The organism is Synechococcus sp. WH 8016, assembly GCF_000230675.1.
GTDB lineage: Bacteria > Cyanobacteriota > Cyanobacteriia > PCC-6307 > Cyanobiaceae > Synechococcus_C.
In genome coordinates, this window is record NZ_AGIK01000001.1 from 485,485 (window position 1) to 507,630 (window position 22,146).

At 51.1% G+C, this 22,146-nt stretch carries 21 protein-coding genes and 1 pseudogene; 11 read left to right on the plus strand and 11 right to left on the minus strand.

Annotation, left to right across the window (positions count from 1 at the left end; genetic code table 11):
- Both SYN8016DRAFT_RS02530 and SYN8016DRAFT_RS02535 read left to right on the plus strand, forming a co-directional pair.
- A complete protein-coding gene (locus tag SYN8016DRAFT_RS02530) occupies positions 1-681 on the plus strand; it encodes a M15 family metallopeptidase (RefSeq protein ID WP_006852668.1) in 681 nt (226 codons plus the stop codon).
- Between the two features lie 36 nt (positions 682-717).
- A complete protein-coding gene (locus SYN8016DRAFT_RS02535) occupies positions 718-1,383 on the plus strand; it encodes an SDR family oxidoreductase (RefSeq protein WP_006852669.1) in 666 nt (221 codons plus the stop codon).
- A 348-nt stretch (positions 1,384-1,731) separates the two neighbouring features.
- Here the strand turns inward: SYN8016DRAFT_RS02535 and SYN8016DRAFT_RS02540 are convergent, their stop codons facing one another.
- Complete coding sequence (locus SYN8016DRAFT_RS02540) at positions 1,732-2,580, minus strand: NAD-dependent epimerase/dehydratase family protein (RefSeq protein WP_006852670.1); 849 nt, start codon at positions 2,578-2,580, stop codon at positions 1,732-1,734.
- Positions 2,581-2,903: 323 nt separating this feature from the next.
- Complete coding sequence (locus SYN8016DRAFT_RS02545; RefSeq protein ID WP_141561402.1) at positions 2,904-4,166, minus strand: cytochrome P450; 1,263 nt, start codon at positions 4,164-4,166, stop codon at positions 2,904-2,906.
- A 209-nt stretch (positions 4,167-4,375) separates the two neighbouring features.
- On the opposite strand from SYN8016DRAFT_RS02545, the gene SYN8016DRAFT_RS02550 reads away from it, so the two are divergent.
- From SYN8016DRAFT_RS02550 to SYN8016DRAFT_RS02565, 4 genes are all read left to right on the plus strand, one after another.
- Positions 4,376-5,095, plus strand: a complete 720-nt coding sequence (locus tag SYN8016DRAFT_RS02550) for a class I SAM-dependent methyltransferase (protein WP_006852672.1) — start codon at positions 4,376-4,378, stop codon at positions 5,093-5,095.
- Position 5,096: 1 nt separating this feature from the next.
- Positions 5,097-6,257: an NAD(P)/FAD-dependent oxidoreductase gene (locus tag SYN8016DRAFT_RS02555; protein WP_006852673.1), complete on the plus strand. Its 1,161-nt coding sequence runs from the start codon at positions 5,097-5,099 to the stop codon at positions 6,255-6,257.
- Positions 6,248-7,342: a type III polyketide synthase gene (locus tag SYN8016DRAFT_RS02560; protein WP_006852674.1), complete on the plus strand. Its 1,095-nt coding sequence runs from the start codon at positions 6,248-6,250 to the stop codon at positions 7,340-7,342. Before SYN8016DRAFT_RS02555 ends, SYN8016DRAFT_RS02560 begins: the two co-directional genes overlap by 10 nt.
- A 267-nt stretch (positions 7,343-7,609) precedes the next feature.
- A complete protein-coding gene (locus tag SYN8016DRAFT_RS02565; protein ID WP_253909765.1) occupies positions 7,610-8,077 on the plus strand; it encodes a DUF411 domain-containing protein in 468 nt (155 codons plus the stop codon).
- A gap of 91 nt (positions 8,078-8,168) precedes the next feature.
- Here SYN8016DRAFT_RS02565 and fghA read toward each other — a convergent pair whose 3' ends face one another.
- The 5 genes from fghA to SYN8016DRAFT_RS02590 form a co-directional block, all read right to left on the minus strand.
- On the minus strand, positions 8,169-9,035 hold the full coding sequence (gene fghA / locus SYN8016DRAFT_RS02570; RefSeq protein WP_006852677.1) for an S-formylglutathione hydrolase: 867 nt from the start codon (positions 9,033-9,035) through the stop codon (positions 8,169-8,171).
- Positions 9,036-9,052: 17 nt separating this feature from the next.
- Positions 9,053-10,165, minus strand: a complete 1,113-nt coding sequence (locus SYN8016DRAFT_RS02575; RefSeq protein ID WP_006852678.1) for an S-(hydroxymethyl)glutathione dehydrogenase/class III alcohol dehydrogenase — start codon at positions 10,163-10,165, stop codon at positions 9,053-9,055.
- Between the two features lie 167 nt (positions 10,166-10,332).
- On the minus strand, positions 10,333-10,698 hold the full coding sequence (locus tag SYN8016DRAFT_RS02580) for a DUF2834 domain-containing protein (RefSeq protein WP_006852679.1): 366 nt from the start codon (positions 10,696-10,698) through the stop codon (positions 10,333-10,335).
- 121 nt (positions 10,699-10,819) lie between these two features.
- A complete protein-coding gene (locus SYN8016DRAFT_RS02585; protein ID WP_006852680.1) occupies positions 10,820-12,196 on the minus strand; it encodes a cytochrome P450 in 1,377 nt (458 codons plus the stop codon).
- 76 nt (positions 12,197-12,272) lie between these two features.
- Complete coding sequence (locus SYN8016DRAFT_RS02590) at positions 12,273-12,749, minus strand: ureidoglycolate lyase (protein ID WP_038013672.1); 477 nt, start codon at positions 12,747-12,749, stop codon at positions 12,273-12,275.
- A gap of 386 nt (positions 12,750-13,135) precedes the next feature.
- Between SYN8016DRAFT_RS02590 and SYN8016DRAFT_RS02595 the strand changes: the two genes are divergently transcribed.
- Positions 13,136-13,519 (plus strand): hypothetical protein, encoded by a 384-nt coding sequence (locus SYN8016DRAFT_RS02595; protein ID WP_006852682.1) that lies wholly within the window; start codon positions 13,136-13,138, stop codon positions 13,517-13,519.
- Between the two features lie 169 nt (positions 13,520-13,688).
- Here the strand turns inward: SYN8016DRAFT_RS02595 and SYN8016DRAFT_RS02600 are convergent, their stop codons facing one another.
- Both SYN8016DRAFT_RS02600 and SYN8016DRAFT_RS02610 read right to left on the minus strand, forming a co-directional pair.
- Positions 13,689-15,233, minus strand: a complete 1,545-nt coding sequence (locus tag SYN8016DRAFT_RS02600) for a class I adenylate-forming enzyme family protein (RefSeq protein WP_038013177.1) — start codon at positions 15,231-15,233, stop codon at positions 13,689-13,691.
- Between the two features lie 1,320 nt (positions 15,234-16,553).
- Entirely contained in the window at positions 16,554-16,892 is a 339-nt protein-coding gene (locus SYN8016DRAFT_RS02610; protein ID WP_141561322.1) for a hypothetical protein, read from the minus strand.
- A 345-nt stretch (positions 16,893-17,237) separates the two neighbouring features.
- On the opposite strand from SYN8016DRAFT_RS02610, the gene SYN8016DRAFT_RS02615 reads away from it, so the two are divergent.
- Complete coding sequence (locus SYN8016DRAFT_RS02615; protein WP_006852685.1) at positions 17,238-18,023, plus strand: ABC transporter ATP-binding protein; 786 nt, start codon at positions 17,238-17,240, stop codon at positions 18,021-18,023.
- Between the two features lie 68 nt (positions 18,024-18,091).
- Here the strand turns inward: SYN8016DRAFT_RS02615 and SYN8016DRAFT_RS02620 are convergent, their stop codons facing one another.
- Positions 18,092-18,652 (minus strand): hypothetical protein, encoded by a 561-nt coding sequence (locus SYN8016DRAFT_RS02620; protein WP_006852686.1) that lies wholly within the window; start codon positions 18,650-18,652, stop codon positions 18,092-18,094.
- A gap of 185 nt (positions 18,653-18,837) precedes the next feature.
- Here SYN8016DRAFT_RS02620 and SYN8016DRAFT_RS02625 point away from each other — a divergent pair, with 185 nt between their 5' ends.
- A complete protein-coding gene (locus tag SYN8016DRAFT_RS02625) occupies positions 18,838-19,062 on the plus strand; it encodes a hypothetical protein (RefSeq protein WP_038013185.1) in 225 nt (74 codons plus the stop codon).
- A gap of 382 nt (positions 19,063-19,444) precedes the next feature.
- On the opposite strand, the gene SYN8016DRAFT_RS02630 is transcribed toward SYN8016DRAFT_RS02625, so the two are convergent.
- Positions 19,445-20,185 (minus strand): DUF305 domain-containing protein, encoded by a 741-nt coding sequence (locus SYN8016DRAFT_RS02630; protein ID WP_006852689.1) that lies wholly within the window; start codon positions 20,183-20,185, stop codon positions 19,445-19,447.
- Positions 20,186-20,353: 168 nt separating this feature from the next.
- Between SYN8016DRAFT_RS02630 and SYN8016DRAFT_RS15605 the strand changes: the two are divergent.
- Both SYN8016DRAFT_RS15605 and rimK read left to right on the plus strand, forming a co-directional pair.
- Positions 20,354-20,698, plus strand: a pseudogene (locus SYN8016DRAFT_RS15605) (ATP-dependent zinc protease); the annotation flags it as partial.
- A 137-nt stretch (positions 20,699-20,835) separates the two neighbouring features.
- Positions 20,836-21,750 carry a 30S ribosomal protein S6--L-glutamate ligase gene (gene rimK / locus SYN8016DRAFT_RS02635; protein WP_216725567.1) on the plus strand — a complete coding sequence of 305 codons (915 nt, stop codon included), beginning with the start codon at positions 20,836-20,838 and terminating at the stop codon, positions 21,748-21,750.
- Positions 21,751-22,146: the final 396 nt, after the last annotated feature.

The following is a 22,146-nucleotide window of genomic DNA, read 5'->3' on the forward strand; positions in this document are numbered from 1 at the left end:
ATGTCTTATTTCGGTTTTATCTTTTCTAGTAACAGTGAATCAATAAAGCCTGCCCAGGTTTTTCAGAGATTATTCATTGGTCTCTTCCTCAGTCTTCCGTTTTATCCATTCCCTAGTCGTGCCGAGGTGCCACTTCAATGCAGCGGTCTAGAGCTCGTATCCCTCAATAGAATTTCACCCAGGCCATTGTTTGAAATTCGCTACGCCAGTTCTAACAATTTTTTAGGACGTACCCTTTATTCCAAGGTTGATCCTCAGCTGCGCTGTCCAGTGGCCCTGGCATTGCAGAAAGTCCAACAAGATCTCTCCAAGGAAGGGCTTGGATTGAAGGTTTGGGATGCTCATCGCCCTCTCGCTGTACAGCAGTTGATGTGGGATGAGATTCAAGATCCTCGCTATGTTTCGGACCCTTCAGTGAATGCAGGCCGACATACCCGAGGCGCCTCAGTGGATGTGACTCTGGTTAATCAGAGGGGGAAGCCCTTGCGCATGCCCACGGATTACGACGATTTCTCCAAGTCCGCCCATGTCAATGCTGATGGAGTTCTCGCAGACCGAGCCGCCAATGCTCAACGATTGCGCAAGGCGATGGAACGACGAGGATTTCGTTCGTTTGCTACTGAATGGTGGCATTTTGACTGGCATCACTGGAAATCAATGCCGGTGATCCCTCCCTCCTGATTCTGGATCAAACTGATCTCTGACTCAGAGGGTCCTTTGGCCACCTTTCTTGTAACAGGAGCAAACAGGGGAATCGGTCTCGAATTCTGCCGTCAGTTGCAGGCTCGTCATGACCAGGTGATTGCTGTCTGCCGCCAAGCCTCTCAGGAACTTGAGACGATGGGTGTGGAGATTCAGTCAGGCATCGAACTCACCAGTGAAGCCTCCATTGCTGGGTTGCTTGCCAATCTGAATGGCCGGCCGTTGGATGGAGTCATCCTCAATGCTGGGACCCTGCAATCGATGGGTCTCGAGGATCTCGATATTGAAGGAGTCAAACGTCAATTCGAAGTGAATGCTTTAGCTCCGTTGGTCTTGGCACAATCCTTGGTGGGACAGATGCCCTCAGGAGCAAAGCTGGCCCTGATTACCAGTCGGATGGGATCCATCGACGACAACAGCTCAGGTGGGTCCTATGGCTATCGGATGTCCAAAGTGGCACTGAACATGGCGGGCCGATCACTATCCATCGATTTGAAAGCAAGGGGCATCTCGGTGGCCATCCTCCATCCAGGGCTGGTCAGCACTCGCATGATCAACTACAACCCCAACGGAATCAGCCCAGAAGTGGCAGTCCGAGGCTTATTGGCACGGATTGATGCGCTTCAACTAGAGACCAGCGGCACGTTTTGGCATTCCAATGGGCAAGAACTTCCCTGGTGAATTGATAAGCCGCGATGATGAGCGAGCATGTAATTACTGATCCCCCTTGCCGAAAGCCTTTATTCTTCATATTCTTTGATCAGGAAATGCGTTGAGCTCTTCACAGCTGTGGGGGGTTCTTTTTTTTGGTTAGAAGGACTAGCCATAGCTGATGAGCGCCAGGATGACTGCTCGACAACGGTATGCATTAAAGTGATGGAACGAGAATCGTCCCATCACTGATATAGCGATGCTGTAATTGTTAATTCAATATCATACAGTAATTCAATATAAAAAGAATTCTCAAACAAGGTTAAGGCAAGAATTCGGCATTTGATTATTTGATAAACTGCAACATAAAAGCGTCATTTAGACGGCTATTGGCAGAAGCATCGAAGGTGAATTGAGCAGAAATCCCTCTGATTTAATTTTTTCATTCGCGACTTTGGCATTCATTGCTCGTGCTCCTGGCATATTTTCATTGGCCCAAATCACCGGAGGCAATCCATCAATATCACAAATCTCATTGGACAGTTCACGTCGACTGAGCTGCATGTCATCGACCAAATTGTAGATACCGACAAGCTGCTTGCTAAAAGCGAAGCTCACACCATTGGTAATATCAAAGATCCCACTCCAAGCAGGAATATCACTTCCGTTCTTAGGAATCTGTTCTCCAGCTGCCTGCTTGATCATGGCAACCATGTCTCGTCCTGGACCATAGATGCCGCCCAGCCGGAGGACGCAAATCTTCGTGTCAGGCCGGTCAATGGTGAGCAGAACATTTTCTGCTTCTACCAACATGGCATTCACAGGATTCAAACAGTCGACAGTTGAATCTTCTGTCACCGTCTGGCCCTGGTGGTCTCCGTAAACACCCGCAGAGCTGATGTAAGTCACGTGAAGTGGCCGCGTGGACTGACGACAACGTATGGCTCGGGCAAGATTACGAATGCCGTTCGAAAACACGGATTGATATCCTTCGCCATTTTGCGTGGGTGCCACGCTAATCAGAACACCCTCCTGGTCCTCAAGGAATGAAAAGTCGCAATCTTGTTGAGCAAGGTCAAGAGCTATTGGTTCATTGACCACGTTGCGTAGCTCAGCAAACCGTTGTGGCGTTCGGGTTGTACCAACAACGTAGTGACCCTGGTTTTTCATGCTTGCCGCCACGAAGCTACCGACGTAGCCACAGCCAATGACTGAGTAGGTGGACATCAGGACAACAACGAGTCAACACCTTTTTACAACTCTTTACCCATCAACCGTGAGTCGGTCGATACCGTCTCGACGATTCATGCCGCCATGGCCGACATTCAAAGGGGCCTAGCGGCGCACAAGACTCGCTGCTGGGCAGCATCAGAGCATGGTTCTTACAGGGCTTGAAAGCTGAGTTTCCAACTCTGTGAGGCTGAGAATTCAGGGCAATGTTTAATTATTTCTCGGTATATCGTTGATAGAACATATGTTTCTCAACACTCAATCATTTTCAGGCGTAGCGCCAGAACGTCTGAATTAAATGAATGAGAAACCAGATATCATTATCTTTGCCGTGAAGTTACAACAAGACCACCACGTGGAGTGGGGCTGGGAATTTGTTGCAATGACAAATCCTGATTGGGTTCAAGTTTTAACTCGATCTTCTTCAACAATCCAACAGCCATCAAGCGAATTTCAAGATCCGCGAGAGCTTTTCCCAGGCATACCCTTTCCCCACCCCCGAAGGGCATCAAGGTTTGCTGGAACGATCGATCCAAATGCCGTTGGGGACGAAAAGCAGATAGGTCAGGATCATCGCCCGTTGTGGATGCCGTCAAAACCACTTGAATCACTCGATTGTCCGGAACTTCAATTCCAGCGAGCATGACCGGACCCTTGGTTCGCCGAAAGAACCCTCCCACCGGAGGGGTTAGGCGCATCACCTCCAACACGGTGGCATCCAAGCGAGGGTGGGAAAGATCATCAGGGTCTTCAGAAGACAGATGATCCAACTCTGACAACAGCCAGTCGTGAACAGTTGGATTTATCAACAATGCACGAAAAAGACAACTTAAGGACGATGCCGTTGTTTCATAGCCTGCAAAAAGTAGGAGCAAGAGTTGCTCAGCGAAATCGTCATCGTTGAGTGGAATCCCGGCTTCATCCACCCCACCTCGGATCAGATCTAAGCCCCCTCGCAACGAGGTGTGATTGACGAGCACCAGTTTCAAGCGTGTAAGCAAGCGTGAGCGTGCCTGCATTGCTTTAGCGAAAGGGGAAGCCGGTATCGAGATCGAGATCGAAAACAAAGCCTTCGTCCAAATCTCGAAATCAGCAAATAATTCGTCTTTGTCTTGATTATCGAGACCCAAGACAACGTTTGCGATCACGCTGAACGCAAAGCGACGCATACGCGGGGCGAGTGGGAGAGCAGATTGGCTGTCCAGCAATTCTGCAACGAGTTCCTGTACGAGAGCTTCAATCTCTGGTGCATAGCGCCGCAGCGCTGCACTGGAAAACAATTGACCAACCACGCGCCGACGAGCCTTGTGCCCAGCACCATTGCGATTGGCCAAGGAGCGGCTGCCCAGCAACAAACGAACACTCTTGGGCCACCACCCCTCAAGACAATCTCCTTGTGCCAACAAGTCAGCGATGGCCTCATCCCCTTGGATGAACACAATGCGCTGACCGAGGAGAGACGTCTCGAAGAGATCACCATGGGTCTCAAAGCGACGTTGAGCAAAAGAGGGATCACGGAAAAATGCGAGTGCCTCTAAAACTCCGGTTACAGCACCGGTGCTCGGCAGTTGTGCTTGCGAGATCAATGTTGATAGGGGCTGATGGACTCATGGATCGGCTATCGATCTAACCAAAGCTGACTCCAGAAACCCGGAGAAACGGCTCACCAACTAAAAATTGCAGGCTGTCTTATCAAAACAAGGCATCAATTTTGAGGTTTCATTTGTACGACTGCGCGATACCGCTCTAGCCGATGGTTTTCTTAGCGTGTTGAGACAACAAGGCTCATTGGATGATCTGGGGTGCTGCGCTCAACAATCGCGATCGTCAACCGGAAGTGATGGATCAACCTGGCCTTGACCCAGGTGAGCATGCAAAAGCATTGATGGGCTTGCGGCGAATTAATACGATCAGTCGCTGTTCCGCCGGTTTGTTTCGCCCCATCGAGGCCCTTGCAAAGACTCGTCTGACAAAGCCACTGCGCGTTCTTGAACTTGCCTGTGGGGGGGGTGATACCGCCATCGACCTCTCGCTGATGGCCAAGCAAAAGGGGTTGGCACTTGATCTTCATGCCTGTGATCTCAACCCTGAAGCTGTTGAAATTGCTCGGACCAATGCAAGGACACGAAAAGCAGCGCTCACGGTTTTTACTGCTGATGCCTTGGCAACACCAACAGACCAAAGCAGCTTTGATGTGGTGTATTGCACGCTGTTCGCACATCACTTAGATGAGCTTGATGTGGTCCGTCTTTTAGAGGGGATGGCGCTTCGATCACGACAACTCGTCCTGGTGGATGACCTCATTCGTAGTCGACTTGGTTTTGGATTGGCTTGGATTGGCACCAGGCTTTTAAGTCGCTCCTGGGTGGTTCATACCGATGGCCCTCTGTCTGTACGCGGCGCCCTGAAACCCGATGAAATGATGGCCATCGCGAAGCGGGCAGGTCTTGAGAACGCGCAGATCAAACGCTCGTGGCCGGAGCGTTACCTCTTGAGCTGGGAACGAGATTGAGATGCAAAACCTGTGGGATGTTGTGATTATTGGTGGTGGGCCTGCTGGAGGTCTGGCTGCTTTGGATTGTGCACAACGGGGGTTGCGCGTGTTGCTCGTTGAACAACGCGCGTTCCCGCGTTGGAAAGTTTGTGGATGCTGTTTCAACAATCAGGCTCAGGCCATTTTGAGTTCGCGAGGTCAGCACAATTTGATTGTGGATTGCGGCGGGCAAGCACTGCAGAGCTTGAGACTTGGACTGCGTGGACGTGAAACATCATTGGCTTTACCAGATGGCTTTGCGCTTTCGCGGGAACGATTCGATCAAGCCCTCATCGAGGCAGCCATGAACGCTGGAGCATCAGCACGCTTCGAGATGACAGCCCAAGTTGAGTCAGCAAGCCCTGGGTACAGGAGCGTGCGCCTAAAAGACCATCACAGTGGAACGAGCCGTTCTGTCAAAGCACGGGTTGTGCTTGTGGCCGCTGGCCTGTCCCAGCGTTGCCTTCCCAAAAACGAAGCAGGACAAAGCAGGATTCGCAAGCAATCAAGACATGGGGCCGGCTGCGTCGTTGATGATGAGTCTTCTCACTACCCCGCGGGAGCCATTCATATGGCGATTGGCGACCAGGGCTATGTGGGCTTAGTGCGCCGGGAAGATGGATTGCTCAATCTTGCAGGAGCCTTTGATCGCCACGTCCTCTCCAAGGGACAAGGAGCCGTTGATGCCGCTCAGAATGTTTTAAAACAGGCGGGATTTCCAGTGCCGGCGGCCCTGGAACGAGGTCAACGCTGGCAACTCACTCCAGCGCTCAGCCGCAGTTCAGACGAGGTAGCTGGAGAACGTTTTCTTGTGATGGGCGATGCCGCAGGTTATGTCGAGCCCTTCACCGGTGAAGGGATGGCTTGGGCCTTAACGGCAGGCGCAGCAGCAGCGCCATTCGTTCTGGAAGGACTGGAAGGTTGGAGCGACGATTTAGAAGCGCGCTGGAAAAAAGCTCTTCAATGGCACATCGGCAGGCGGCAATCGGTCTGCCGAGCCTTATCCACCGTCTTGAAACGCCCCGCCCCCACAACCGTGTTATTTGAACTGATCAGACGTTGGCCCTCACTGTCTGAACAGATCATCTCCAACCTGAACGAGGTCAAGCTGCCAACGCCTTTAGGTGAGCCATGCCACTGAGTGTTCTCGGGCTCGGGACCGCAGTCCCTACGCAATCTGTCAATCAAACGGAGTCAACAACCCTGTCTGAATGGGTCAGTGCAGATCATCCCGAGCGAGCCTCGCTCGTACGCCGCATTCAAAGGCGATCACAAGTGGAAACCAGGGGAAGTGTTTTATTAACTGGCGATCCACAGCAAACAATCCATCAGCGCTTGCCGTTTTATGGGGTTGATAGCCCCAACACGGCCGTACGGATGGAGGCATTTCGACTGCATGCCTCCTCATTGGCGCTCAAAGCATGCCAACGGGCACTGGATGAGTCATCAATCTCTGTTCAACAAATCACCCATCTGATCACCATCAGCTGTACAGGATTTCATGCTCCAGGCGTTGATTGTGATCTCATTGATCAACTTCAGCTTCCGCTCAATGTCCAACGGACCCATGTGGGGTTCATGGGGTGTCATGCAGCAATCAACGGTTTACGCGTCGCCCACGCCTTTGTCAAAGCTGATCCCGAAGCGGTGGTTCTGCTTTGCGCCGTGGAATTATGCAGTCTTCATTTGCAATATGGCTGGAATCCTGAACATGTTGTGGCCAACACGTTATTTGCCGATGGTGCCGCCGCTTTGGTCGCGACGCATGCTGAATCCACATCCCCGGAATCGAGTTCAACAGGACTGTTGCTAGAGGCTTCTGGATCCACGGTGATTCCGAGAACCCGCGATTTAATGCATTGGCAGATTGGAGATCATGGCTTTTCCATGGGCTTATCCCCAAAAGTACCAAAGGCGATTGCGACGACCTTGCAACCATGGCTTAGCCAATGGCTGCAGGTCCGTGGCATCGATCTCAATGCCATTCAACATTGGGCTATTCACCCTGGGGGCCCAAGAATTCTTCAAGCATGTGCTGAATCATTGACTCTCAGAGAGGATCAACTTGCTCATTCCAAACATATTCTTAGTCGCTATGGAAACATGTCTTCAGCCACTATTTTGTTTGTGCTTGACCATATGCGTCAAGATGATTGTCATGGACCATGCGTCGCCCTTGCCTTCGGGCCAGGATTATGCGCTGAAGTCGCCTTGATGACGTTATAGAGGCCTTGCCATCAACGATTTAAGCCCTTTTCTTCCTTAAAATCGAGATCGCATCGAGGCATTTGATACTGACATTGATGTTCACAACAAATTGATGTTCAAAACAAATTGACGTTCCATTGCGATGGGTGTTCCGTTTGTATGGATATTCAGGGGTGAAAAATAGCCTTCAAAACAGCGAGCGAGGATCATAGAAGAGCCTTCACTTATTATCATTGGAACGTTGCTGAGCAGATAGAGATGGAACGGATTTGTTTAGGGTTTTTGATGGCTCTATTTTTCACCATCCTGCCACTTCCTGCTGATGCTCAGCTGAGGGATGGCCTAGCGACACCATTGGCTGCGACGCCCCTCCCCGAGATCGCCATTTATCGATCTGAGAGTTGTGGTTGCTGCACAAAATGGGCTGAACACGTTGAAGCAGCAGGATTCCCAATCCAAGACAAGGTGATCAATGCGATGGACGCCTTCAAACAAGCCAATGGCATCACCGAGGAGCTGGCGTCTTGCCACACGGCCATTGTGGATGGCTATGTGGTGGAAGGGCATGTTCCAGCAGCATCCATCAAAAAAATGTTGCACGAACGACCTGATATCAGAGGACTCGCAGCTCCTGGAATGCCCATGGGATCTCCTGGCATGGAAACAGCCGGCGTATCACCAGAAGCCTTTGATGTTCTTGCGATTGCCCAAGACGGTACGGCTACTGTTTTTGATCAAATCAGACCTCAGTGAAGCTCTAGGGGATCTCTTTCAAAAGGATCTTCATCACGATCCCTCAACGATTATTTGTGATCAAGTGATCTGTTCATCATCATTTGTTGCCTTAACCCAATAAACCAAGCGCTCGCCCATGATGATCCAGGTGGCGATCAATCACGCTTGCGACGAAAAAATAGCTGTGGTCGTACCCCTCGTGAATCAGTAACGCCAGTGGTTGGTGGTGGTTAGCGGCGGCACTCCTCAAATCCTCTGGACGTAACTGTTCTTGCAGGAAGGGATCAGCGGAGCCCAGGTCAACCAAAAGCTGATCCTTTCGGTGATAGCCATCCTCCAACAAGGCGACGGCATCCCAATGGCGCCATCGGGCTTGTGCTTCAGGGGTGGTGCCAAAAAAATAACCAAACGCTTTTTGCCCCCAGGGGCATTGGCTGGGATGGCAAATCGGAGCGACTGCTGATATGGATTGAAAGCAGTCTGGATGCCGCAAACCAAGAATCAAGGCGCCATGGCCTCCCATCGAATGGCCGGATAGGCCTAGACGCTGACGATCAAGGGGCAATTCAGCGCAAAGCCGTGAAGGAAGTTCCTCCAGGACATAGCTATGCATGCGGTAGTGCTCAGACCAGGGTTCTTGGTCTGCATCAACGTAAAAACCGGCGCCATCACCAAAATCCCATTGACCCGAGGGATCGCTGGGAACATCCTCTCCCCTTGGGCTGGTATCGGGAGTGATCAAGGCCAGGCCTAGTTCAGCAGCTCGCCTCTGGGCTCCGGCTTTCTGCACGAAATTCTCATCGCTACAGGTGAGTCCAGACAGCCAAATCAATGCCGGCACAGATGCCGCATTCGCTTTGAGAGCACTCGGAGGCAAAAACACACCCACGGTGCTGCTGCCCTTCAGCTGCGCAGACTGCAAGCGGTAGCGGCGTTGTTCACCGTTAAAACAACGTTGGCTGCTGATCAATTCCATTCCTATTAAACGCTCCGCTAAAAGTGCACAACCGTGCGAATACTTTCGCCCGCGTGCATCAGCTCAAAAGCTCGGTTGATGTCCTTCAATTCCATGGTGTGGGTGATGAAGCTCTCGAGAGGAATCTCCCCCGCTTGATAGCGCTCCACAAAACCGGGCAATTGGCTGCGTCCACGAACCCCTCCAAAAGCAGAGCCGCGCCACACCCTGCCGGTAACCAGTTGAAACGGCCGGGTGCTGATCTCCTGGCCAGCTCCCGCCACACCAATGATGGTGGATTCACCCCAGCCCTTATGGCATGACTCCAGTGCGGCACGCATCACATCCACATTGCCAATGCACTCAAAGGAGTAGTCGACTCCTCCATCGGTGCGTTCAATCAAAACCTCTTGGATAGGGGCCGCATGGTCGCGGGGGTTGATGCATTCGGTGGCACCAAGCTGTTCGGCGATGGCGAACTTTGCGGGATTGAGATCGATTCCAATAATCCGCTCGGCTCCAGCCTGAACCGCACCAACGATCACCGCCAAGCCAATGCCACCAAGCCCAAAAACGGCCACGCTGCTGCCAGGTTCCACCTTGGCCGTGTTGTGGACCGCACCAATCCCCGTGGTCACACCACAGCCAAGCAAGCACACCTTGTCCAAAGGCGCATCAGGGTTGATCTTGGCAACGGCAATCTCCGGCAGAACGGTGTACTCGGAGAATGTCGACGTCCCCATGTAGTGATGAATCATCTGATTATCACGTGAAAAACGACTGCTCCCATCGGGCATCACCCCCTTTCCCTGGGTTGAACGGATCGCCTGACACAGATTCGTCTTACCGGAAAGACAAAAACGACAACGCCCACATTCGGGCGTGTACAAGGGGATCACGTGGTCGCCTACTGCCACGGAGGTCACGCCTTCGCCGATCTCCTCAACAACGGCTCCACCTTCATGTCCCAGCACCGCAGGGAATAGACCTTCAGGATCTGAACCAGACAGCGTGTAGGCGTCTGTATGACAAACCCCTGTCGCCACCACACGCAGAAGCACTTCGCCTGCGCGGGGTGGGGCCACATCGATCTCGGTGACATCCAAGGGCTCGCCTGGAGCCCATGCCACCGCAGCTCTGGAGCGAATCATGGGCGATGCAGAGACGAGTCTTCAACCATCATCGCGCTGATGATCTGCACGTCAGCAGGCACAGTGCAATTCAGAACAGACCCGACAAAGCGGAGACAAGGCACCTTTCCTGCCTCCGTGAGCAGAGGCGTAAACAACCAGCTAGGGGAGAAAATTAAAACCGATGGCTAACCTGATACATGGGACGAACGCATTAAATTACGCTCCCTATTAAACATAAAGAGTCCGAATGAAAAGGCGAAGGAAATTCCAAAAGTAGCGACAAAGTAAAGATACCAATATTTCATCTGAAGCCTCATCGCCTCAGCAACCATGAATGCAAAGGCAGCTATCAGAACGAGAGTCAGGTCGGCCGCGATGAAACCGGCGGAAGCATTCGCCCAAACGCCTTGAGAAAACAGGTCAACAATTGCAAGGGGGTCGGTTAGGCCTAAAGCTTCCGTTTCTTGAATAAACTGGTAGATGCAATACCAAGGCCAAGCCACTCCAGCGAATGCGGTGGCGGCATAAATGAACAGGCGTAGCTTGGCCATACTCACAATGAGACAACATCTAATCTCTCATAGGCCAAGAATTTAATCAGTACATACGCTACAAAATATTCTGGTATCAAACAAACAAAACCATTCAACAAGAGTCTCTGAATGACAACGGCTAGCGTGAAGATACAACGTTCAAGCGATAGGCATCTGTGGGAATTCGAATCGGAACAAGGGTGTAAGGAATCGCTGCGGTCTGCTCTGAAGCACCCTCCCAATTCTGAATCGTTTGCATCCAGCGCACCAAAAACACCCTCACGCTGAGCTCAGCCAATGGCAAGCCTGGGCAACCATGTTTGCCGATCCCCCCAGGGAACCAACCCTCTTTGGGCAGGCGCAGGGCACTGCCTGCAAAAGGGCATCCACGGGTCGGATTGAGGTTGTTGTTGACGTCGAGGTCACGCATCCAGCGTTCTGGAGTGAACGACTGAGGCTCCGGAAACAGTGCCGACATGCTGTTTCCGATCCGCGGGTCGGCCGTCACGACGGTGCCAGCAGGAATCCTGTAACCGGAAACCTCAATGTCCTCAGAGGTCAACCTGAAACCACCTCCGGCCGGAGGGATTAATCGAAGCGATTCGCGCAGCACTCCCTGAACGAAGGGAAGATCCCATGCAGCGAGGTGGCTAGAGCTGGCAGGGTTCTCCAAATTGTGAATCGCGGCTTCCTTGAGAATCCGATCTCTCACATCAGGACGCTGTCTTGTTTGAATCAAACAACTGGCCATAAGGGAGGCAACTTCGATGTAGGCCCCCCAAACCATCAACACCGTGGCGGTCGCTATGCGCTCGTCGCTCCATGGCTGGCCATGTTCATCGAGATTGTCAGTAAAAATCCTGAAACAAGCCCCATCCAGTTCACCGCGTCGATGTTTTTCCAGGCGCCCGTGCATGCTCTGTTGAAGCTCAGCTAGCGCCTTCTCTCCCCGACGAAAGGATGGAAGCTGCTTGCTCAGACTTAAAAGTGCATCGTTGTAAGAAATAAAGGCTTCGATCTCCTTTGTTGTTAACGATTCACCAGCAAAGAGTTCGGCATAGAGATTGAGACAAAGATGCTTTGCCTCCAGGGCTATGGAGGTGCTTCCTCGCTGAGCAATGTCGGCAGTGAACCGCACCATGCTGCGGTTGATCCCAGGGAGGTACGACTCCAGATTGCTTGGGCTGAAAAGGGCGGCATAACCACGCCGCGTGGAACGATGTTTCTCACCAGCCTGATTTAAGGCACCATCGGCGGTATGCAGTGCGGTGAAGGCAGGAGGTAAGGCGCTTTCACTGATGCTGCTCTCGAGACGAATGAATTGCTCCACCGCTTCAGGACCACCCAACACAGCCGTCGGTCGAAAGAAGAGGGTTGTTCCAAACACAGGACCAAATTGTTGATGGCGTTCAGCGATAAACCCATCAGGATCCCTCAGGTAGGCGATGGATTCGCGCACCCCGATCAACGGACCCGTTCTGCAGGGAAGCGGACGCAAGCCATTGGTGGTGCTCATTCGCTTCAATCGCTTACCAGAGGATCATCAGTAGCAGATCGACTGCAACTGGGACTCGGTTCCTGGAGGAAATGAATCAATCCAACTTCAGGCTGATGGGAGCAGCAAGAGCATGAAAATTATGATCGGTGAGATTGGTATCTCCCAGCTCCAGGTTGTAAAACAAGGCCGTTGGCGCCTGAAAAAATGGCCCAGCATGCCAAGTGCCCAGATGAAGCTGCACAGCTTCACCCGGAAGGACCTCCACCAATTGCACGGATGCAGCACAGAGCTGTTCAGGTTGGAGCGCTGGAGCGGCTACGGCCAACCACCAAGGCTGAGCATCGGCTGAACCTAAACACTGGGTGGCCCGCTGATGGCGGGTCATGCTCGCCAACACCGCCGGTCGTTGACGTACACGCATGACGTAATAGCGCAGGTCAGACCCCTCAAATTTGAGCTTGGCGTCGGTGTCGCGATGGGGTGTCATGTCATCCACCGGGATGATCGCAGTGCCAAAACGCTCAAAACCGCAGCTCTGCAAGGGGAGTGAGGTCAGTGTCGCTGCAGTCATGACGCGTTGCTCTCTCCTCAGTAGCTCTAGCTCATCCTCGATCTTTTCTGATGGATTCAGCCAAAAACCGTTGAGGAGGGCGGCCATACAGCCAAACCTAAAATGATTACAAATTTCTCAGATCTAAATATTCCAACAATCCAAATCAATCCTGATGCAGAGGAAGGATCTTCCCTGTCATGAAACACAAACTTTCATCAAAACCTTGACAGTGAGGCTCCAAGAGTTGGTCCTACGAACTAGGTTTACGGCATCAAGATCCAAGTCTTGATCGCATTGTCTCCGCCTTGGATGGATTTGTCAGACATTGCAAACAAAATATTTCTGAAACATCAAGGCAAAGTCTGGGTTGATGCATTATTAATAAATGATCTGACTGGTTTCAAGTGACCACAAAACAAGAGGCTCATTCCATTATCAAGGGCTGCCTAGAAACCAACAGTGCCTGGGTTGAAACCTTCAATGAACTCGGCTGTGTACTGGCGTTTGATCTCGACCCAATGCTTGAAGGAACCGTTACGGTGGACTTCATCGTTAAAGACTTGTGGGACAAAGGAATTAGGGCCACTCAAGACGAAGTTGTAAAAAGTATTTGTAGCTATGCCATTGAAAATGATTATATCTGGTCGGTAGAAACCATTTTTGATAACTATGACTATACGGCGAAGACCCTTGAAAATCTTGGTGAAGACAGCAAAGCACTGTTGACAGAGCTGGCCGATGAGTCGGGCAATGAGGCATTTAAAACGATGGTTACATCGGGCTCATAACAAATCCATTTCGAGAGCTCATGAAGGATAGGAGTGTTTTTATTTCTCCTTTATAGACTTAAGACACTCCTTACCAATCAATCTTAGAGAGCAGAAGATATTTGACCCCTCTTATTGATTCCTTCAGACAGACGTTGAACCATTAAAGAATGGTTGCAAGGTCTGAGTCTTAATGCTTAGAGACAAGAGAATGAAGAGCCACGCGGTTGATTTTTCCCACAGAATTCAGGGGAAGGGAGGGAAGAACCTGCAAGACTTCCGGCGCCTTATACCCCACGCGATCACGGGCAAAGGAGATTAAGTCTGGAATGGTGGGCACTGAACATCCTGTTTTGAAGGACACATAAGCATGCACATTTTGTCCATGCACGTCGTCTTCAATTCCGATCACACCTGCCTGATCCACAGCGGGATGCTCCATCAAGGCTTCCTCCACATCTTGGGGACAAATATTCGATCCATCGTGAACAATGATTTGTTTTCGGCGTCCGCAGAACCAGAGGTAACCATCATCATCAAGACGCATGGCGTCACCAGTATTCAACCAACCCTCCTGAATGGTTTCTGCCGTAGCCGCAGGATTATTCCAATATCCGACCGTCAAGGTGGGCGACTTCACCCAGAGAACCCCCTCCTCACCACTGCTCAGCTCTCGTCCATCGGCTGAGCGAATGCAACCTTCAAACCCAGGACACATCTGACCAACAGACCCAATCCGATTTTCAGCTTCAATCGGGGAGAGGCTTGCAAAGCCAATCTCGCTCATGCCGTAGCACTCATCAATGCGCTGACCTGTGGCCTGTTCAAACTCCACATGCAACTGATGGTTCACCTTGTCTCCACCACTGATGCAAAGCCGAACCGATGAAAAGTCGCTGCGTTGGAGACGTTCATCGCGCACAAGGCTAAAGAGCGTGACAGGTAAGGCCATGACGACCTGGGGATGGTGCTGGCGAAGCAAGGTTTCAAGGCAGTGGCAACTGAGATTGTTCGGGACCAACACAGAGGCACCACGGCACAACGCAGACAAGGCAAACGTCGATGAAGCGATATGGGATAACGAACTACCAGCAAGGAATTGCTCGCCAGGCTTCAAGCCCGTGACCTCTGCAACAGAAGAGAACATCCAGCCCAAGCTTTTGCGGGTGTGGGTGACACCCTTCGGTTTTCCAGTGCTTCCTGAGGTGAAAAACAGAAAGCAAGGCTGGTCAGGATCATGCTCTGTTTGGAAAGGGGGAAGGTCTCCCAAGTTTTCGCTCAGCTCAGCGCTGAGCTCTCCAAGAAATCCAGCGTCATTCGCCCTGATGCATCCAAGCTCACAAGCCCTTGGGGCATTGCTGGCATCAACATCACTCTGACGTTCGCAGTGATGCAAAAGACATCGAGCACCACTGACCTCAAGGGCATGGTTGATTTCAGGAACGGTATAGCGATAATTCAGGGGCGTTAAAACAAGACCACAGCGCAAGCCCGATAAATAGTGAATCAACAGCTCCAAACTATTAGGCATCAGGGAAGCAATTCGGTCACCCGGGCGAAGACCAAGGTTGAGATAACGCCTTGCCAGGGCATTGCAAGACTCCTCAAGGTCAACCCAGCTCATGCTGCGGTTGAGATCATGAACAGCCACTGCGGATGGATCACGGCTCAACCCCGCTCGCAGCGGGTGGTCGAGTTCAAACGGCTCAGCTAGAAATCGACCGGATACTTGCAAAGCAACAGCTCAAGATCCTTCTTTGTTAGCACGCATCAAGCAATTGAATTCTGTAAGCACCTGCTTACATCGTGGGGCGTGTTCAGCATGAAGTTGTAAGCAGCCGTCGCTAGGACTGGATGGCCACTTCTGATTGGGTGGCTGTTCTTGCAATTGGAGAAAGTGGGCTCGTCGTTAGCCAAGCAAAAACTAAGGATAGAAAAAGCCTACCGTCAGGCTTGCGGGGGTCGGTTCTATGCCCCACCACATGCCAAGGATGGAGAAACAGAGGGTTGCCGCCGCAAAAGGCCGTGATGCGTGCAATTCTTGAGGCTCAATAAATGAGCAGATATCTCTACAGACATCGGTTTGATTGGTTGCCAGCTTAAGAACAAGGCGATTCACGACTGTGATCGCTGAAAAGAACAGTCAGCAGAGGTAGACTGTTCTTTTTTTATGAGAAAAATTGAGTATGTATCACTAGGGACAATTGCCGATTGTTTCGCCATCGTGGTTATGAAGCCAATGCTGGGGAGCCAACGCTTCACTAGAAAGGGACGGTCTGGAGAAATCGGCCGTTCTTTTTTATGATGCAGCGCTGTTCGGCTGAAGCTAGGACATTAGGTCCTTTAATTCTTCTCATTTAGATCAAGCACTTTTTTCAAGAATTAAAAATAAACGACAAGAATCTATTCGGCATCCAGAGAAAATATACCATCAATGAAAACATCAAGGATCGATTTATGAACGTGGCTGAAAGGTGGTGTTGCCTAATGAGCCGGAACACAAGAGCAGAATACAGGCAATTTTGCTACTCCAATATAATTTGTTAGAACCAAAGAAGAGATTGAGACAGTAAATTTTAATCAAAGAATGGTATTTAAAAATTTATTCAGGTATTCATCGATTGCAGGAAAGCTAGAAGATCAGCATCTACACCTTATCTTTTTTCTTTTTCTTGGCATGGGAATGCTTTGATGACAGATGAAGAAGATTTGAGGCCTTTGCCTGGTCCTCCGTTTTGGTTAGCTTTGTTACCAGATTCCAAGTGTCTTGTGGCGAAAGCTCACCTTCATCGCTCCACTTAAGGCTTGAGAGGTGATTGGATGACATGAGAGGCTTTTAATTAATGAGAAGATAAGAGAGAAAGCACTGCTTCTGTCAGGAATCACACGCCTGTTAACGGTAGAAATAATTAAGAATGCACCTTTTGATACGGAATATCGTTTAAGGGTTCAATTTGTACTATTTAGATAAAACGAACATCCCCTTCAGCCCCAATCATGCTTACTAGCAGCACTCATGCCATTACAAAAAAACCTCTAAACGTGCGTTAATACATCATTGGGCGTATTTTAGTTTATTCCATCTCAGTGATACTGCGAATAAACCTTTTGCACGACCAGGGAAATTATCAATGGTGTATGAAAACATGGTCTCAATCATAGGTATAGAGTACGCATCATCCTCAAAATCTAGCTTGTTGATTTCATCGATCGACAAACTCGTCTCAGCCATTCCAATCATCGTTCCCTTCTCAAACGATTCTTCAGCGGAACGACCAGAACAGTAGAGTTTTCCTGCCTGCATCCCAATATTATTGACCAACTTCAAGCCCTGTTGGAGGCTTGATGCAGAGAGAGGACTTGAAACGGCGAGAGATAAAACAGTGGGAGTCAAGAGAATCAAGCTTTTCAAAAGCTTCATCGTGATCGCCAGGCATTAGAGATTTATTCTAACTTCCAACCGGATAGATAACACACTCTTTTGTGATTTTATTTACAGTAATACAGGCTCAATTCTAAAAAAATAATTCATGATCCAAGCTGATAACGATGATGACATCTGAAAACATCATTGAAGACAGAAGCTAAACCGTTAATCCTAGCGGCATCGTTCAAGGATGTAGTTTGCGGTCTATAAGCAACTCAATGCGCCGATCAGAGTATGATTTAGATTGAGGATACAGTCCTAGCTATTATTTATCTCCCTTGCTATACCTGCAAGGTGCCTCGAATCTGAACAATGAATGACATATGGTTTGACGCCAATCATGTAGAAGCCTTGCTCGGTGGTCGAGCTGTGATTCATGATCTCAGCTTAAAACTCAAATTAGGCGAATCAACAACACTATTAGGACCAAATGGTGCTGGCAAAAGCACACTCGTCAATCTAATCAATCGCAGTGTTTACCCGCTTGTCAAGCCAAGTTCACACCTTAAACTGTTTGGGAAAAGCACCATTAACATTTGGCAACTCCGCTCGTCCATCGGCATTGCAACGAGTGAATTAGAGCATCGATTTTTGCCGCATATTTGTGCGAAAGAGCTTATTTTAAGTGGTTTTTTTGGAGCCACACGTTTAGGGCGTGATCAGAACCCAAACCAATCACAACTCGCTAAAAGTCAATCCATCATGGAGCAACTTGATTTAGGAGCCTTTGCGGAGACACCCTTCGGACAATTATCAGATGGCCAACGACGACGGCTCATGATTGCTCGAGCACTGGTGCATTCGCCCAAAGTGTTAGTTCTGGATGAACCCTGCAGAGCACTGGATCTCAAAGCATGTCATCAACTCCTCGCCACCATGAGAGACCTCTGCAATCAAGGCACAACACTCCTCGTGATTACGCATCGTATTGACACGATTATTCCAGAAATGAGCAGGATTTTATTCATCAAAGAGGGAAGAATCTGCGACGATGGAACTCCAACCCAATTACTTTTAGACAGCAAACTGAGCAATCTATTCAAGACTCCTCTGAGAGTTCTTGAACACAAGGGGTACCGACAGGTCCTGCCAGGGTAAGACCAATGGATTAACCAACAGAATCCTGTTCATCGGAATCCTGTTCATCGGAATCCTGTTCATTGGAATCAAGACAACGAACAGGCATGGATGGTGGTGCAAGCTGCAATGTCAGCAGAACTGCTGATGATGAGAGGGTGTTTGACCGCGCTGACGGCCTCAAACAGCAGTGGATCTTCTGGACGTGGTAATTCCCTAGCGAGCTCGCGCCTTAAGTCGAGAAAATCTTGGCAATACAGCAAACTGAGGTGCGGATCAAGCCGGTAGCCGAGCTCAGCAGGAGAGCTGAAACGCAACTGCAGAAAGTAGGGATACAAAATCTCCCTGGCCTCGGCGCTGAAGCGCAGCACAAGACTCTGCGTCAACATTGACGTTGCTTCAATGGCTTTGGGCCAAAGGCATACAGGTTTGCAGTCCTCGGCGAGCTGTTGAAGTCGAGCAATGACCTGCTCCTGGCTCACACCATGGTCTCCATCGAGATGCTCGCTGTAGAGCGTGATGTGCGGAGGCAACGTACAGACCTGGACCCCTGCCTGGATCCGTTTGCAAGCCAAAGAAGAAAGTTGATCCAACGCTGCCTGCGCTTCACGACCTGGGAGAAGCCAGTACGACACCGCTTGTGAAGCCATAGAAGAGGCAAGGGTCAACAGATCTAAAGGGGAGTTTCGGGGATGCGTCGCAAAGATCTATTGGTCAGACAGCAAACGTCAGGCCCCGATCAGTGACCTTCGCTTGACTTCATTTTGGCTTGTAGTGAGGGGGCCAAGGGTGATAGCCATGCATCAGCATGACTCGATCGATCAAATGCACAACGATGGGCCTGCAGCTCCAATCCGCCGATTTCTCGCATGAGGACGGCATCACCTACAGCATCCGCCGCGACACGCTCGAGCAAGACTTCACCATCTACGAGAAGCGCGATGGCGAGTGGGTGGATTGCGGACTCGATCAGGCGGTGAGCGAGCTGAACTTCGCCGAGTTCAAACGCCTGGGCTTGCTGATTAAAAAGATCATGGATGCCGATCAATGGCTGGCGTAGCGCTTCATAGGCCATTTGATCCTTGCCATGAGCAGGCATGGAAAAGGTCTTCTGACAACTAACCGCACGAAAAATGGGCGGAGTTGTCGAACTCCGGCCCATCAATCGTTCTTGAACTTCTAGGGAGCTTTCCGTTCAATCGCACAGGAACGTTGAACACTCACACCGTTGAAGACGATGACCGCTCTCTGATCATCAATTGCCAGAGAATGGGGTGAAAGAGTGATGCAGAACAATGCGCAAGGCGCCGTCATCATCACGCACGTAGCCGAAGGTTTTGTCCACTTTGCTCACTAAGAAATTTCCGTTAGCGAAGAAGAATCTGATGATGCAACCCATGATTTAATTTTCATAGGTTGCAGATGTGAGTTCCGCATGCTGGTCAAAGAGCAAAGAGAGCGTCGAACTGGTGGTAAGCGGGTTTATCAATCCCGCCACTTTGCAACATCTTTCGCAGCTCAATAATTTCCCTGCGTTGAGCCACGATAATTTCGCGAGCGAGTCGAAGGATCGTTGGATTCGTGGAGTTTTTGCGCGCTTCGTGGGCCATTTGAAGGGCACCACCGTGATGCTCGATCATCCCTTCAAGAAACCACTGCACTCTGTTCTTGCGTGTGGGCTTTGTGCCTGACATGCGCATAGCAGCGATCACCTCTGGGCTCATGCGCACCAGATCGCTCATCGCATTGGGATCGCCATTTAGGCGAAGCACAACTGGATAAATCGGAGCATCCGGATACCAAGCCTTGCGCCACTGACGCATCGCTTTGATTTCACGGGCCTGTTCGTCCCAGATGCTGTTTGCTAAAGCGCCTACCCCAGGGGCGCCGATGTTGAAGACGTATTCGCTCATGCGCAGAGCGCCGGTGTGGTGTTCCACCATTCCGTCGATGAAGCGAAGGTCAAACGTGCTCCCCGCAGGGCCTATTCCATGGTTGTTGTGTGCATGGCTGTGATGGTCATGACCACTGGACGTCTGCCCTGGAGCATCCTCTTGTTTTGTGGGATCCGGTTGGTGCATCTCATGCCCGTGATGGCCATGGTGATGACGATGGTCTTGTGCGAGGACCGACGGTGTTGTGCAAACTGCGATTGCGGTCGACGCAAGAGCTAGGAAACGCATCAACGTTTGGAGTTGTCGTAGAGGTTGGGGATGAAATTATCGGGCTTTTTCATCTTCGTTAGGGCTGGTTTCTGAAGCCCAGCAAATTCCCGTCAGCCAGGGCTGAATGCAAACTGAAGATTGGTCTTCATGTTCAAGGCTCTCTATCGATAAGGACCGTTAGCGGCCTTGACCAGAAAACTCATCGTTGGCAGTGAGGAGTGGTGTGCCCTGCCCGAAATCGGACTCCCTGCAATCAAAGCGCGGGTTGATTCTGGTGCCGCTACGTCCTCCCTTCATGCCTTCAACATCGTGCCGTTTCAACGCGATGGGGAGTGCTGGATCAGTTTTGAAGTGCACCCCCTTCAAAACGACCGTTCGGTGGTGGTTCGCCATGAGGCTCCTGTGCTGGAGCAGCGCGGTGTCCGCAACACCAGTGGCATCACAGAAACCCGCTATGTGATTCGCGAGCAATTGGTGCTCGGTGAACAGAGTTGGCCCATCGAATTAACCCTGTCCAACCGGGATGCCATGGGGTACCGGATGCTGCTGGGGCGTCAGGCCATGGTGGGGAGGGTCTTGGTGGATCCAGAGGGGAGCCTTCAACTCGGGGAGGTTCCGTCGGCTCAACTGGAAGAGATGTATCCCCGTTGCGAACCGAACGAAACGGTTTGCGCATTGCTCTCTTGGCTTCAGACCCGCAGCTGTACAGCAACCGTCGACTTCTGGAAGCCGGCGAGGAAAGGGGGCATCGAATGGAATTCCTCAATATCAAACAGTGTTATGTGCGCCTCGATCCGCAGAATCCCGAGATTCACTATCGAGGCGGAAATGTCGTGGAGAGGATCGATGCAGTGATCCCACGCATTCGCCCCAGTGTCACTTTTTACGGCTGTGCGATTACCCGACAATTCGAGGCCATGGGCATCCGCGTGCTGAATGCCGCGGAACCGATCAAGCGCTCTCGCGACAAACTACGGGCGTCTCAGCTCTTCGTACGCCATGGCTTGAGCATGCCTGTGACTGGCTTTGCCAGTTCCCCCTTAGACACCAAAGATCTGATCAAGATGGTTGGTGGAGCACCACTGATCCTCAAGCTGTTGGAGGGAGCCCAGGGCCGTGGAGTCGTTCTTGCCGAGACACAAAAGGCAGCTGAGAGTGTGATCAATGCCATGAAAAGCCTCAACGCCAACCTGCTGGTGCAGGAATTCATCAAGGAGGCAGGAGGGAAGGATCTGCGCTGTTTTGTGATCGGCGGCAAACTCATTTCGGCCATTGAGCGCACGGCTGCCGTTGGAGATTTTCGTTCGAACATCCATCAGGGGGGTTCGGCTCAAGCTGTGCGAGTCCGACCTGAAGAGCGCAAGCTTGCCGTTGCAGCAACCAGGGCACTCGGTCTGGATGTCGCTGGGGTCGACATCATCCGCTCGGAACGAGGTCCCTTGTTGCTGGAGGTGAACTCCAGCCCTGGGTTGGAGGGCATCGAAACCGCTACTGAAAAGGATCTCGCCGGAGCGATGATCCAGGAGATTGAGCGGAAACTGGGTTGGACGCGCTCGCTTCTGAGCGATTCTTTAGCGGCTTGATGGTGTTACGGCTGCCAGGGAGGAGAACCGCCCTTCCTCAAAAGAGAGACAACCATTACAGTTTGTAACGAGGGGCTTCGGTGGAACGGAGAGCCTTTATGGGAGGGGTTAGACGCCCTCCTTTTTTGTGTCCGCAAAGGGGCACAGCGTGAGGACAACAGCAAACTCCGCCGCCATGATTAGGGAGGAAGCGGTGCTGGATGCTCGCTGAAAAGGGCAGTCGGGAGGACCGCTCTTTTTTTATGCCTTCTAAATAAAAATGGGTATGTATCTCTAGCGACATCAGTCCCGTCACTCGCTTGTATTGACACGGGTCGGGTGTTGGGGAACCCCTATCCGTAAGACGGTCGACGGAGAATACGACCGTCTTTTTTATGGAGGCCTGGCCTCAGACAC